Source organism: Ruegeria denitrificans, from assembly GCF_001458295.1.
Classification (GTDB): Bacteria; Pseudomonadota; Alphaproteobacteria; order Rhodobacterales; family Rhodobacteraceae; genus Ruegeria; species Ruegeria denitrificans.
On sequence record NZ_CYUD01000013.1, the window covers coordinates 121,055 to 134,273 of the forward strand.

At 56.8% G+C, this 13,219-nt stretch carries 11 protein-coding genes; 6 read left to right on the plus strand and 5 right to left on the minus strand.

Features of this window, described 5'->3' with window-relative positions:
- Positions 1–52 precede the first annotated feature (52 nt).
- Positions 53–1,249 (plus strand): BCCT family transporter, encoded by a 1,197-nt coding sequence (locus RUE5091_RS18330; RefSeq protein WP_058283415.1) that lies wholly within the window; start codon positions 53–55, stop codon positions 1,247–1,249.
- Positions 1,250–1,518: 269 nt separating this feature from the next.
- Complete coding sequence (locus RUE5091_RS18335) at positions 1,519–1,944, plus strand: nuclear transport factor 2 family protein (protein ID WP_058283389.1); 426 nt, start codon at positions 1,519–1,521, stop codon at positions 1,942–1,944.
- A gap of 159 nt (positions 1,945–2,103) precedes the next feature.
- Here the strand turns inward: RUE5091_RS18335 and RUE5091_RS18340 are convergent, their stop codons facing one another.
- The 4 genes from RUE5091_RS18340 to RUE5091_RS18355 all read right to left on the minus strand — a co-directional run bounded on the left by RUE5091_RS18340 (position 2,104) and on the right by RUE5091_RS18355 (position 6,802).
- The gene (locus RUE5091_RS18340; RefSeq protein WP_058283390.1) at positions 2,104–2,391 is read right to left on the minus strand and encodes an HU family DNA-binding protein; all 288 of its coding nucleotides are present in this window, start codon (positions 2,389–2,391) and stop codon (positions 2,104–2,106) included.
- 130 nt (positions 2,392–2,521) lie between these two features.
- Positions 2,522–3,985 (minus strand): AMP nucleosidase, encoded by a 1,464-nt coding sequence (locus RUE5091_RS18345; protein WP_058283391.1) that lies wholly within the window; start codon positions 3,983–3,985, stop codon positions 2,522–2,524.
- On the minus strand, positions 3,982–5,784 hold the full coding sequence (gene ade / locus RUE5091_RS18350) for an adenine deaminase (RefSeq protein WP_058283392.1): 1,803 nt from the start codon (positions 5,782–5,784) through the stop codon (positions 3,982–3,984). Before ade ends, RUE5091_RS18345 begins: the two co-directional genes overlap by 4 nt.
- A 142-nt stretch (positions 5,785–5,926) precedes the next feature.
- On the minus strand, positions 5,927–6,802 hold the full coding sequence (locus tag RUE5091_RS18355) for a LysR family transcriptional regulator (RefSeq protein WP_058283393.1): 876 nt from the start codon (positions 6,800–6,802) through the stop codon (positions 5,927–5,929).
- A gap of 116 nt (positions 6,803–6,918) precedes the next feature.
- Between RUE5091_RS18355 and RUE5091_RS18360 the strand changes: the two genes are divergently transcribed.
- Positions 6,919–7,674, plus strand: a complete 756-nt coding sequence (locus RUE5091_RS18360) for a class II aldolase and adducin N-terminal domain-containing protein (protein WP_058283394.1) — start codon at positions 6,919–6,921, stop codon at positions 7,672–7,674.
- An 11-nt stretch (positions 7,675–7,685) separates the two neighbouring features.
- Positions 7,686–8,675: a sterol desaturase family protein gene (locus tag RUE5091_RS18365; RefSeq protein WP_058283395.1), complete on the plus strand. Its 990-nt coding sequence runs from the start codon at positions 7,686–7,688 to the stop codon at positions 8,673–8,675.
- A 4-nt stretch (positions 8,676–8,679) separates the two neighbouring features.
- Here RUE5091_RS18365 and RUE5091_RS18370 read toward each other — a convergent pair whose 3' ends face one another.
- The gene (locus RUE5091_RS18370) at positions 8,680–9,312 is read right to left on the minus strand and encodes a class I SAM-dependent DNA methyltransferase (protein WP_058283416.1); all 633 of its coding nucleotides are present in this window, start codon (positions 9,310–9,312) and stop codon (positions 8,680–8,682) included.
- A gap of 90 nt (positions 9,313–9,402) precedes the next feature.
- Between RUE5091_RS18370 and RUE5091_RS18375 the strand changes: the two genes are divergently transcribed.
- The gene (locus tag RUE5091_RS18375; protein WP_058283396.1) at positions 9,403–10,248 is read left to right on the plus strand and encodes an SDR family oxidoreductase; all 846 of its coding nucleotides are present in this window, start codon (positions 9,403–9,405) and stop codon (positions 10,246–10,248) included.
- A 450-nt stretch (positions 10,249–10,698) separates the two neighbouring features.
- Positions 10,699–12,900: a catalase/peroxidase HPI gene (gene katG / locus RUE5091_RS18380; protein WP_058283417.1), complete on the plus strand. Its 2,202-nt coding sequence runs from the start codon at positions 10,699–10,701 to the stop codon at positions 12,898–12,900.
- The last annotated feature ends 319 nt before the right edge of the window (positions 12,901–13,219 follow it).

Consider the following 13,219-nt stretch of genomic DNA (forward strand, 5'->3'; position numbering starts at 1 on the left):
TTAAAGATATTTCCAAGAAATCTGACCAAACAAGGGAGGTTTGTCAGTGCTTCTGGAATATATTCTGTCTTTTGGCGTCCTGTTGGCTTTGGGCCTGGTCGCTTTCTTCGTGGTGAAATGGTGGAACCTGCGCTGCGTCGGCGTGACGCCCGTTCATCTTTTCACGTTCATTGCGATCCTGTTCACATCCGGTCTGGATGTCGGCCTGATCATGTTCCCGCTGACCGAGTTCGGCGGCTATGCAGAAGAGCCCGCCTATGCCTTCGCCAATCCGCTGGCGATCGAGTTCGGGTTCTGGGGCTTTTTGATCTGGGCCTTCTACTTCCTGACCGCGTTCTATTTCTGCGTGATCGAACCGCGCGTGAAGTTCTTTGAGATCCCGCTGGTCAAGCTGATCAACAACGTGGTCATCATCGGCACTTGCGCCTTCACCGCCAGCCTGTTCCTGATCTACTTGCCCGGCTACCTGCCCGAGGTCGGAGACGGCGAATCCGTGGTCACCACCTTCTATGTCATCGTGTTTGTGGTCATTCTGGCGGCGGCCTATTCGTCGACCGATCTGAAATACGTGCGCATCCTGTCCGTTGGCTCGACCTTCCTGTTCCTGGCGCTGATCCTCGGCATGTGGGTTGCAGCTGGCATGGGCTTTACCGGCTTTGCGGATACCGGCAGCAATATCGGGGCCTATTTCGCCAATCTGCACAAGTTTGTTCTGCCGCTGACCGACTATCATGCCTTCTACCTGTTCTGGTGGTTCGCTTGGTCGATCATGATTGGCCAGTTCACCTCGCGTTTTGTGGGCGGGTTGAAGACATGGCAGCTGCTGGCCGCGCTGCTGATCTTCCCGTCGATCCCGTTGGCGATCTGGTTCACCGTTCTCTACTATTACCACCTGAACGGCATCAGCACCGCAGGAATTACCAACATCGCGATGGTGATCGTGGGCGTGACCTTCGTGATCAACTCGCTGGACTCACTGATTAGGCTCTATACGGACAACCTGAACATGACGGTCGAGCGGTTTGGCAAGGCGATCTACGTGGCGGGCAACGTCGTGCTACTGTTCGTCCTGACCCTGCTGTTCCAAAGCCAGTGGCTGCAAATCCAGTGGATCGGTGCTGTGGTCGTCGGCCTCTATCTGGCCTGCGTGGTCTATATCCTGATCACCAAACGCCAAGAGGTACTGAGCATCGACTCAATGCCCGAGGACCGGGATCTGGATTTCCACAAGGTTGAGACGGTTCACTAATCAACTTTACGAAAAGGCAGAGACGGGTGCTTTGAGCGCCCGTTTTTTTTGTGCGATTTTTTTTTCTAGTGGACTTGCGGAGCGGGCTTTTCTTCACTCACGGCCTAGACTGTCCTCTCAGGCCTTAGAATGATTGCTTTGAGAGCGAAGTTACCTTTGCAAAGAGATGCATTTCACAATTGGCGCGATACTGTACTACGGTAGTCAACGCGCTTTCGAGCGCTGCGTGGTAACAATCAGAAATAGATTTTACGCACCGAGGTTGAAACATGTTCAGCGAAGCCAGATACCAAAAATATATACGTGACTTTAACTCAACTTTTGTGGGCGGGATGTCACTTCCGGACTTTTTCGACAAGTACTACGAACAAGACGCCACTTTCGAATACGTGCCACAGGCCAGAAAAAATGTAGGGCGAGCCGAGATCTTGGAATTCTGGGGCGGGGTTGGCGATAAAATGCAGGAAGTCATACTTTCGCACACCCACTACCTTGCGAATGAAACAACTGTAGCGTCAGAAGCGCCTATAGACTTTCTGTGCCGGGAAGATTTGGAATGGAATGGCGTGCCGTACAAGGCGGGTACAAAGTTCCGACTTATGATGTGTGCGTTTTACGACGTAAGCTCCAACAACAAGTTCACCTATGTCAGAGTGTATTCGATTTACAATCCGGGATACGCACCGGATCCTTAAGCTCCGTTCTGCAGCTGAACCGCGCTGGGACTGGGATATAGAACTGAATTGGGAAAGAGCCAACAGTTGATGATCCTGTAAGATCAGCTTCGTGAAGCGTGAAACAAAAAAAGGGCCCCCAGAAGGCGGCCCTCAATCGCTTGTCCGTAAAGACTGGGATCAGCCGTTCACGCTGTCCTTCAGTGCCTTTGCGATGGTCATCTTGACCACCTTGTCGGCCTCTTTCTTGAACTGCTCGCCGGTGGCGGGGTTGCGCACCATGCGCTCGGGGCGCTCGCGGCAGTAGATTTTGCCAACGCCGGGTAGGGTTACCGCACCACCAGCCGACACTTCGCGGGTGATCAGGCCGGTCACGGCCTCAAGCGCCGCGTTTGCAGCTTTCTTGTCGGTTCCCATTTCGTCAGCGAGAGCAGCAACCAGCTGAGTCTTTGTCATAGGCTTTGCCATTTCTTGGTCTCCTTAACGTGCCCGATACATAGGGCCTCACCGCGTAACTGTAACGGGATATTGTGACCGAACACAACGAATAGTAGCGCAGAAAACGCCAAAAATAGGGGGATTTCGTTGCTTTTTTGCTTCAGAGAAAGGCCGTTTCGTCAAATGAACGCAATTTCCGGCTGTGCAGACGCTCTAACGGCATGCCGCGCAGGTGTTCCATCGCGCGTATTCCGATCGCCAGATGGCGACTGACCTGAGTGGTATAGAACGCCGAAGCCATGCCGGGAAGTTTTAATTCACCATGCAGCGGTTTGTCCGACACACATAGTAAAGTGCCATAAGGAACCCGGAACCGATAGCCGTTAGCGGCGATGGTGGCGCTTTCCATGTCCAGCGCAATCGCGCGGGATTGGCTGAGGCGCTGCACCGGCCCGGACTGGTCACGCAGTTCCCAGTTTCGGTTATCGACTGAGGCGACGGTGCCAGTCCGCATGATCCGCTTGAGCTCGTACCCTTCCAGTTCCGTGACTTCTGCCACAGCGCGCTCCAAGGCGACCTGAACCTCGGCCAAGGGTGGGATCGGCACCCAGACGGGCAGGTCATCGTCCAGCACCTTGTCTTCGCGTAGATAGGCATGGGCCAGCACGAAATCCCCCAACGCCTGGGTGTTACGCAACCCTGCGCAATGGCCAACCATCAACCAGGCGTGCGGCCGCAGGACGGCAATATGGTCGGTGGCGGTTTTGGCGTTCGACGGCCCCACCCCGATATTGACCAGTGTGATCCCGGACCCATCCGCGCGCTTGAGGTGATAGGTCGGCATCTGCGGCAGTTTCAGGGGTTGTTCCAATGCACCGTCCGGGGTCGTGATCTCGACATTTCCGGTTGAGATAAAGCTGGTATATCCGCTGTCCGGATCAGCCAGCTGCGCCCTTGCGTAGTTTTCGAACTCGGACACATAGAACTGGTAGTTGGTGAACAGCACGTGGTTCTGGAAATGGCTGGGATCAGTCGCCGTGTAATGTGCTAGTCGCGCCAGCGAGTAATCTACCCGTTGCGCGGTGAACAAGGCCAGCGGGCCATGATCCCCTTCGTGATCATGAACGCCGTTGACGATGTCATCATTGGTGGTGGTCAGATCCGGGACATCAAATACATCGCGCAGCGTAAACCCGGCTGCACCTTGATGCGGGACAACCAGATCGGGATTGTTGGCAACGGCGAAATGCACTGGGATCGGCGTGTCAGACGCGCCGATGGACACGGGTTGGCCGTGGTTCCGGATCAAAAGCGCGATCTGCTGCGTCAGGTAGGAGCGGAACAAATCAGGCCGTGTCACTGTGGTCGCATGGGTGCCGGGTTCGGAGACGTGGCCAAAGCTTAGACGACTGTCGACCTGCGCATAGGTCGCGGTTTTGATGCGAATCTCCGGATAATAGGCTCTGAACCTTTCGGTTGGTGCCTCTCCTTCTATTGCCTTGGAAAAACTGTCGCACAGGAATTGGGTCGCCTGATCGTAAATCTGTTCCAGACGGGCCACAGCCGCTGCAGGATCGGTAAACTTTTCGGGCGTTGGGACGTCGGGTGTTCTGATGATTGTCATGCAAGGGGTTCCAAAAGGTCAATCTTTTCAAAGGTCCTCACGTCCACCAGTCCAAGGTCTGAAATCCGCAGCTCGGGGATTACGACGAGGGCCAGCAGAGAATGCTGCATATACGCGTTGTTCAACTGACAGCCACAGGCCTGCATCGCCGCGACCATCTGTTCCGCTTTCGCCGCCACTTCGGTCGCCGGGCTGTCCGACATTAGGCCTGCAATGGGCAGTTCAACCAGCGCCAGTTCCTCACCATCGCGGAAAATGGTGATGCCGCCGCCCACTTCGGCCAGTCGGTTCGCGGCCAATGCCATCTGGTCGCGGTCGGTGCCCACAACGATCATGTGGTGACTGTCATGCGCCACGGTTGAGGCTATCGCCACATTGCCCTGATACCCAAAGCCCGAGACAAAAGCGTTCGTCACCCCTCCGGTGGCGCGGTGGCGTTCGACCAGCGCGATCTGACAAACCTCACCTTCACCTTCGACCAATCCGCCGATTATTGGCAGTTCGGATTTTAACGCCTTGGTGGGGGCCTGGTTTTCAACAACGCCGATTACATTGGCCTGCACGCGATTGGCGCCGACGGGGGCTTTGATCTCGAAATCCGCACCGGTCAGCGCGTGGCCCAAGTGCACGGTGTTGCGTGCGGCTTCAGGCCAGTTCAGGTGCGGGCAATCCACCCTAATTGCGCCCTCTTCCGCGACAACCTGACCTCGGGCGATGACCATTTCTATGGGCAGTTCTGCCAGGTCCGAGCTGAGGATGACATCCGCCCGCCGTCCTGGCGTGATCGAACCGATCTCTCGTTCCAACCCAAAATGAGTGGCCGTGTTGATCGTCGCCATCTGAAGGGCCACCAGCGGGTCACAGCCACAGGCAATTGCGTGGCGCACGACGCGGTTCATGTGCCCGTCATTGACCAGAGTGCCGGAATGACAGTCGTCGGTGCAAAGGATGAAATTGCGCGGATCCAATCCCTTTTCGGTGACGGCGGTGATCTGGCTCTCCACATCGAACCAAGCTGAACCCAGCCGCATCATTGACCGCATTCCCTGCCGCACGCGGGCGATGGCGTCGGCCTCGCAGGTACCTTCGTGATCATCCGCTGGCCCACCAGCCACATAGGCCGCAAAATCAGGCCCTAAATCAGGCGAAGCATAATGTCCGCCGACTGTCTTACCAGCTCGCTGAGTCGCCGCGATTTCAGCCAGCATCTTGGGATCGCCGTGAATAACACCCGGGAAATTCATCATCTCACCCAGCCCGATGATGCCAGGCCAGTTCATGGCCTCGGCTACATCCTCAGCCGTAATCTCATAACCTGTGGTCTCAAGCCCCGGTGCTGAAGGCGCACATGACGGCATCTGCGTGAAGATGTTCACCGGCTGCATCAGTGCCTCGTCATGCATCATACGCACACCGTCTAGCCCCAGCACATTCGCAATTTCATGCGGATCGGTAAACATCGAGGTCGTGCCGTGCGGAATCACCGCGCGGGCAAACTCGGCGGGGGTCAGCATGCCCGATTCGATATGCATATGCGCGTCGCAGAGGCCGGGCAGCATGTATCGGCCACGTGCTTCGATGATCTTCGTGTCCGGACCAACGCAATGCGACGCGTCAGGTCCCACAAATGCGATGCGCCCAGCGGCGATGGCAATGTCGTGATCATGCAAGGTCTCGCGGCTGTGCACGTTCACCCAAATGCCACCACGGATGACCGTATTCGCAGCCTCTCGTCCTGCGGCAACGGCAATCAAACGAGGGGCGACATCGGGCCAGCTTGGGAAAGGTCTGTATTCCATGGCTCAACTTTCCCGAATGCTGAGAAAGGTTCAACCCCTACCGAACAGCTGTCATGAAACTGTCACGCAGCGCGTCGGCGCTGTCGGGCCCAACCAGCGGAAGTGCCGCGCAGCGGCATCGACGGTGGGCGAGAATCCCTGATCAGCGCAACCCGTCCACCTCCATTTCGCTGCGCAGCCAGCTTGCAAAGGCCAGCGCCCCCGGGGTTTCTTCCGCCTGAGGTGACAACAGCAGGTAATAGGCTTCGGGCATTGGCGCGCGATGGGCAAAGGGGGCCACCAGCCGCCCCTGTTCGATCAAGCCCCGTGCAATAGTGTCATGGGTCAGGCAAAGCCCCCCGCCTGCCATCGCGACGGACAGGCTGACCAAATAGGTTGTCGAGTATGTGATGGGCGGATTTCCCCAAATTAGAGCCTGTTCTTCTGCCCAATTTGGCCAGTTTGACAATAGATTCGAACAATCGAACAACGGTTGATCCTGCAGCGTTTCCAGCGTCACTTGATAGCCCGGCGCACAGACCGGGTAATAATGATCGGTCCGCAGCAATTCCGTTCGAACCGTATCGGATGGGCGCAGAGAATATCGGATTTCTACGGCGGCCCCTTCGGCCATCTCCCGCGGCTCCCATAATTCGGTAAAGATGTTCAGCTGGACTTTGGGATGTGCTTCGCGGAATTGCGGCAGGCGTGGGGCCAGCCAATTGACGGCAAACGTGATGTTGCTTTGCACCTGAACGGCGTTTTGCTGCGCGCCTGTGACGGCTTGCGTGCCGCGGACCAGCGTTCGAAACGCCTCGCGCACCACGGGCAGATAGGTGATGCCGGCCTCGGTTAGTTCCAACGCCCTTGGACGGCGCAGGAACAGAGGCTGGCCCAGATACCCCTCCAGCGATTTGATCTGCTGGCTGACCGCGCTTTGGGTCATGTTCAGGTCGCGGGCCGCGCCGGTGAAGGACAAGTGGCGCGCAGCGGCTTCAAACGTGCGTAACCACCCCAGCGGAGGAAGCTGTTTCTGCATTCGCATAATCCTACTATTAGCTCAGCTTATGAATTAGGTCTGTTTTTTTCGTTGGTCAATTTTTCAAAGTGCAGGCAGGCTTTTCAGCAGCCCTAGCCACCCTATCGGAGCCCGCAATGACCGTTACAAACCTGCGCCCCAATATCGACCACTGGGAGGACCGCGTAGATCTTGCCGCCACGTTTCGCTGGACCGAACGTTTGAACATGCACGAAGGCGTCGCCAATCATTTCAGCCTAGCGGTGAATGAGGAAGGCACGCAGTTCCTTATGAACCCAAACCAGATGCATTTTGCCCGCGTCAAAGCCTCGAATCTGTTGCTACTGGATGCCAATGATCCAAACGTCATGTCCCAGCCCGGTGCGCCTGACCCAACCGCGTGGGGATTGCATGGCTCGATCCATCGCCATTGCCCGCATGCGCACTGCGTGATGCACGTGCATTCGATCTTTGCCACCGTTCTGGCCTCGCTGGCCGACAGTCGCTTGCCGCCGATCGATCAGAATACGGCCACCTTCTACAATCGCTATGTGGTGGATAACGAATTTGGCGGGCTGGCTTTCGAAAACGAAGGCGAGCGCTGTGTGTCAATGCTGTCAGATCCGAAGAAAAAGGTCATGATCATGGGCAACCATGGCGTTTTGGTGATCGGAAGCGATCCGGGGGATGCCTTCAACCGGCTGTATTATTTCGAACGTGCAGCCGAAACGTATATCCGCGCGCTACAAACTGGACAGCCCCTACGCGTGCTGTCGGATGAGATCGCCGAAAAGACGGCGCAGGAATTGGACGATTATCCCGGTCAGGCCGAGGCGCATCTGCGTGAGATCAAGGCCTTGCTGGATGCCGATAACTCTGACTATGCCACATAACGGGTAATGCAATGACCGATACCACTCAGAACCCCGAAGCCGCCCGCTGGAACTATCATCCCGACGGGCCGGTGGGACTGAATCCATTGTTTAACTGGCCCCCGCGTCCCGCTGCCGTGTTGAAATGGTACAGCGGTGCCTGGTTGCAGCTCACATCGCTGACGTTGTGCTTGGTGCTGGCGGTGACGGCCTATGTGTTCTTTTTCCCGGCGTTAGAGACAATGAAAAGCTTTGCGCCCGGCTGGATGTTCCGCATTTGGCTGCTGAACATGGTGCCTCAGATCCTTGTTGCAGGCAGCCTGCACTGGTGGCTGTACATGCGCAAAGGGCAGGGCATGTACACGAAATTCGACCGCCGTGATCTGACCCGCAGCAACGGCACCTTCACTTTCCGCAATCAGGTCTGGGACAATATCTGGTGGACCCTTGGCAGCGCGATGAGCGTGGCAACCGTCTATCAATGGATCATCTTCTGGGCGATGGCGAATGGGTACGTGCCCACCGTGACCTGGGCCAGCGCGCCGGTTTGGTTTGTGATTTGGCTGGCATTGATACCAATGTGGTCCGGCTTGCATTTTTATTGGGTGCATCGGCTGGAGCATCACCCCAGGCTTTATAAACACGTGCACGCGGTGCATCATCGCAACGTCAATACGGGGCCGTGGTCAGGGATTTCGAACCATTGGTATGAAAACCTTCTGTATTTCACAACTTACTTCATACACCTGATCGTGCCCTCGCACCCGCTGCACCTGCTGTTCCACGCCTATTTCCAGCAGGTCAGCCCGGTCCTGTCGCATTCAGGGTTTGAAAAGCTGCGTGCTCGAGAAACCGATGCCGCCCGAGCCGGGGATTTCTTTCACCAGCTGCATCACCGGTATTTCGAGTGCAACTATGGCACCTCTGAGATCCCGTTCGACAAGTGGTTTGGCACCTATCACGACGGCTCGGCCGAGGCGACGACGCGGACGCGGGCTTTCAAGAAGCAGATGTATACCTGAGAGGTCAGGCCCGCTCGAACAAGGCGATCAATGCGGTGTCGTCCTTGTTGGGGCCAGCGGCGAGGTCACCATATATGCGCACTTCGGGCAGGGTCAGGTTTAGAATCTGACCCTGCGCCATTTTGTGCAAGGTTTCAGCGAAGCCCAGTTTCTCATAGTGTTTCGCGTTGATCGACAGGGCGAACTGCGCGCCAGGGCGGGCGATGCGCATCAGGGCGGGCAGGGCTTCAGGGCCCAGATGGCCATGGGTGAATGTGCCCGAGGATACGATACCTGCATAGCTGTCGCGCGGGGCCGGGATACCCAAGTTCAAGTCCGCCTCAATCGCGTCGCGGTAGATGTCCTTGCGCATGGCCTGATCCAGCATTTCGGCGCTGATATCGGTGGCGTCGATTGGCCCGACCCCCAGCCCGGCCAGAACCGCGCCGCATAACCCGGTGCCTGCGCCCACATCCAGAACCGGACCTTGCCCGCCCGCGGTGACAAAGGCGCGAGCCGTTCGGATGTGTAGCTGATAATCCTCCAGCGCCGCAAAGGATTCGTCATAATCCCCGGCCCATTCGGCGTAGAGCCGTTTGTGGTCTTCCGGCGAATCCAGGGCGTAGGCGGCATGCAGGTTGGGCGTTTTTTCAATCATACCCAAAAGAAAGGCGCATTGAGGGATTCGAATCAAGTATTCCAGTGCAATTGCTTGCATCCATCGGGATTGCGGATCATCTAATGCGCTATGACAGGAACTCTTTTTTCGTTCGGCCACGGATATTCGGCGCAAGCCTTGTCCCAGCTACTGAAACCACAAGGCTGGTGCATCTGTGGCACCACACGTGATCCGGCCCAATCTCCTACTATTCGCGCATCTGGCGCTGATCCACTGGTCTGGCCGGGACAAGTGCCGAATCTGAATGAGGTGACGCATCTACTGATTTCGACTGCGCCGAATGCGGGCGGTGACCCGGTGCTGGCAGCCTTGCAAGATGAAATTGTCGCGCGGGCCGCGCAGTTTGAATGGGTCGGATACCTGTCGACAACGGCAGTCTATGGCGATCATCAGGGTGACTGGGTAGACGAAACCACCCCGCCTGCGCCCACGGCCGAGCGGGGCAGGTGGCGGGTGAAGGCCGAACAGCAATGGCTGAGCGTCCCTGAACTGCCGATTCATATTTTCCGGCTGGCTGGCATCTACGGCCCCGGTCGTGGTCCGTTTTCCAAGCTCAAACGCGCGGGGATGCGGCGCATCATCAAGCCAGGTCAGGTGTTTTCACGCATTCACGTCGCGGATATCGCGCAAGTTCTGGCCGCCTCGATGGCCGCACCCAACCCCGGCACCATATATAACGTCTGCGATGATGAGCCGGTGCCGCCGCAGGACGTAATCGCCTATGCCGCCGAACTGCAAGGGCTGCCCCTGCCGCCAGCGGTTCCATTCAACGAGGCTGACCTGACACCGATGGCGCGCAGCTTTTATAACGAGAACAAGCGGGTCAGAAATGACCGGATCAAGGATGAGTTGGGTGTGCGCCTGCTCTTTCCTGATTACAGAACGGGGCTTAAGGCCTTGATGCAAGAAGGCTGACGCTGAGCTGGCCTATCCTTTTGACGAAGACTGCGGCCTCCCTCGGCACGCCCTCCAACTGCGAGACTGATACCCAGCTACCCGTTCTGCGACGTTTGTCCGGAGTTCCATGACTTCCGAGGGCATACGGGCCAAAATCCTCTGCCCCGGACCGGAATATGACCTGAAGTTTTCACAAGGCAGCTAGGCAATGGATTGGATAGCAGGACATCTAAAATTATCATAAATTTTTCCTATCACATTCATCACTAAACAAAACTTTTACGCATGGCTTTGATTTGTTACCTCTGGTGGTGACAAGACCGAAGAGTCGCCGATACCCCTATGCTAAAAACGCGTGCCTTTGGGCACGCGTTAGGGGTGGGTAAAGGTGTCATCTGCATTAGTTCTTGATCGACCAAGATTGAACCGCGCGAATTTGCCGGAAGCTAGCCAGGAATGGAGATCGATATGGACGGAAGTGACAACCCCAAAACGGGCGGATGCCCGGTGATGCATGGTGCCGGAACCCGGTCAAACCGGGACTGGTGGCCCAACCAACTGAACCTGTCGATTCTGCATCAGCATGCGCCCGCATCGAACCCGATGGATGCGCAATTCGACTATGCCGAAGAGTTCAAGAAGCTGGACCTGAAAGCGCTGAAAGAGGACCTCTATGCCCTGATGACGGATTCGCAGGACTGGTGGCCAGCGGACTATGGCCATTACGGCGGCTTTTTTATCCGTATGACATGGCACGCTGCGGGAACCTATCGTACTGCCGACGGTCGTGGTGGCGGCGGCACCGGGAACCAGCGTTTCGCGCCGCTCAACAGCTGGCCCGATAACGGCAACCTGGATAAGGCACGCCGTCTGCTGTGGCCGATCAAACAGAAATACGGCAATCAGATTTCTTGGGCTGACCTCATCATTCTCGCGGGCAATTGCGCCATCGAATCGATGGGCGGCAAGACTTTTGGCTTTGCCGGTGGCCGTGAAGATATCTGGCAACCAGAGGAAGATATCTATTGGGGTTCCGAAACCGACTGGTTGGCACCTACCGACAATCCCAACAGCCGCTATTCGGGCGAACGCGATCTGGAGAACCCGCTGGCGGCGGTTCAGATGGGCCTGATTTATGTAAACCCTGAAGGCCCCGATGGCCAACCTGACATTCTGGCCTCGGGTCGCGATATCCGTGACACATTTGCCCGGATGGCGATGAATGATGAAGAAACCGTTGCCCTGGTCGCCGGAGGTCACACCTTTGGCAAAGCACACGGTGCCGGTGATCCGGATCTTGTTGGTCCCGAGCCTGAATCCGCCCCGATCGAAGAGATGGGATTTGGTTGGATCAACAAGTTCGGTAGCGGCAAGGGCGACGATACCACCACCAGTGGCATCGAGGGTGCGTGGACTGCAAATCCGATCAAATGGGACAACGGCTATTTTGACCTGCTGTTCGGCTATGACTGGAACCTGACCAAAAGCCCCTCGGGCGCGTGGATCTGGGAGCCAGTGAATGTCAAGGAAGAAGACATGGCCCCGGCAGCGCACGATCCGTCGAAAAAGGTCAAAACTATGATGACCACCGCCGACATGGCGATGCGCATGGATCCGATCTATGGCCCGATCTCGAAGCGCTTCCACGAAAACCCGGATGAATTCGCCGATGCCTTTGCCCGCGCCTGGTTCAAGCTGACCCACCGCGACATGGGTCCGCGTTCGCGCTATCTGGGGTCCGAGGTGCCCGGCGAAGAATTACTGTGGCAGGACAACGTCCCGGCTGTGGATCATGATCTGGTCGATGACGCGGATGTCGCCGCGCTGAAAGAGCAGATTCTGGCAACTGGCCTGTCGGTGTCCGAACTGGTCTCGACCGCGTGGGCGTCGGCCTCGACCTTCCGTGGTTCGGATATGCGTGGCGGTGCCAATGGCGCTCGTATCCGTTTGGCCCCGCAAAAGGACTGGGCGGTCAACGAACCGTTGAAGCTGTCCAAAGCTCTGGATGCGCTGAAAGGTGTGCAAAAGGCCTTTAACGATGCTCAGTCGGGCAACAAGAAAGTGTCTCTGGCTGATGTCATCGTGCTAGCGGGCGCTGCCGCGATTGAACAGGCGGCCAAGGCTGGTGGTCAAAATGTCGTGGTACCCTTTGCTGCGGGGCGTACGGATGCGTCGCAAGAACAGACGGATATCGGCTCGGTTGCAATGCTGGAACCCGCGGCGGATGGGTTCCGCAACTATCAGAAGACGGAGTACACTGTCTCACCCGAAGAGTTGCTGATCGACAAGGCTCAGTTGTTGACACTTTCTGCGCCAGAGATGACCGTTTTGATCGGCGGTCTGCGGGTGCTGGGTGCCAACTTCAATGACACGAAGCATGGTGTGTTCACTGACCGTGTTGGGACGCTCAGCAACGACTTCTTCACCAACATTCTGGATATGGGCACTGAATGGAAGCCCGTAGGCAATGGTGTGTACGAAGGTCGCGACTACACCAGCGGCGAGGTCAAATGGACCGGAACGCGTGTTGATTTGGTCTTCGGTTCGAACTCGCAACTACGGGCGCTGGCCGAAGTCTATGGCCAGGCCGACGCTGAGGGCAAATTCGTTTGCGACTTTGTTTCTGCTTGGAACAAGGTGATGAACGCGGATCGCTTCGAACTGGCGTAATCACCTGATCATGGCAGTTAATGCGCCGTCCGGGGAGACTCGGGCGGCGTTTTCTTTGGCCCGAACACTAGGTGCATACCAAGCATTGGGTACGATTCCGTCCCAAGCGTATTTATTCCGTCGATTACACCGGCTTGTCGGCCGGGTTCCGGAGTGCATTATAAAGTTAACCTGTTGTTTTTATTAACATGAACAAGTTTCCGCCGAGAAAAGCAAAGTTTTTTCAAATTGGGGGTTGCAGGTCCCAGACCTAATCCGTAAATACCCCTTCACCGGCGCTACTGAGGTGGTGCTGACGGGCCGGAGAGACGGCTGGGCG

Excerpts from the sequence above, each read along its gene's own strand:
- RUE5091_RS18340 (WP_058283390.1), bottom strand. The coding sequence starts at position 2,391 with ATGGCAAAGCCTATGACAAAGACTCAGCTGGTTGCTGCTCTCGCTGAC.
- katG (WP_058283417.1), top strand. The coding sequence starts at position 10,699 with ATGGACGGAAGTGACAACCCCAAAACGGGCGGATGCCCGGTGATGCAT.
- RUE5091_RS18335 (WP_058283389.1), top strand. The coding sequence starts at position 1,519 with ATGTTCAGCGAAGCCAGATACCAAAAATATATACGTGACTTTAACTCA.
- RUE5091_RS18355 (WP_058283393.1), bottom strand. The coding sequence starts at position 6,802 with ATGCAGAAACAGCTTCCTCCGCTGGGGTGGTTACGCACGTTTGAAGCC.
- RUE5091_RS18365 (WP_058283395.1), top strand. The coding sequence starts at position 7,686 with ATGACCGATACCACTCAGAACCCCGAAGCCGCCCGCTGGAACTATCAT.
- RUE5091_RS18370 (WP_058283416.1), bottom strand. The coding sequence starts at position 9,312 with ATGATTGAAAAAACGCCCAACCTGCATGCCGCCTACGCCCTGGATTCG.
- RUE5091_RS18375 (WP_058283396.1), top strand. The coding sequence starts at position 9,403 with ATGACAGGAACTCTTTTTTCGTTCGGCCACGGATATTCGGCGCAAGCC.
- ade (WP_058283392.1), bottom strand. The coding sequence starts at position 5,784 with ATGGAATACAGACCTTTCCCAAGCTGGCCCGATGTCGCCCCTCGTTTG.
- RUE5091_RS18360 (WP_058283394.1), top strand. The coding sequence starts at position 6,919 with ATGACCGTTACAAACCTGCGCCCCAATATCGACCACTGGGAGGACCGC.
- RUE5091_RS18345 (WP_058283391.1), bottom strand. The coding sequence starts at position 3,985 with ATGACAATCATCAGAACACCCGACGTCCCAACGCCCGAAAAGTTTACC.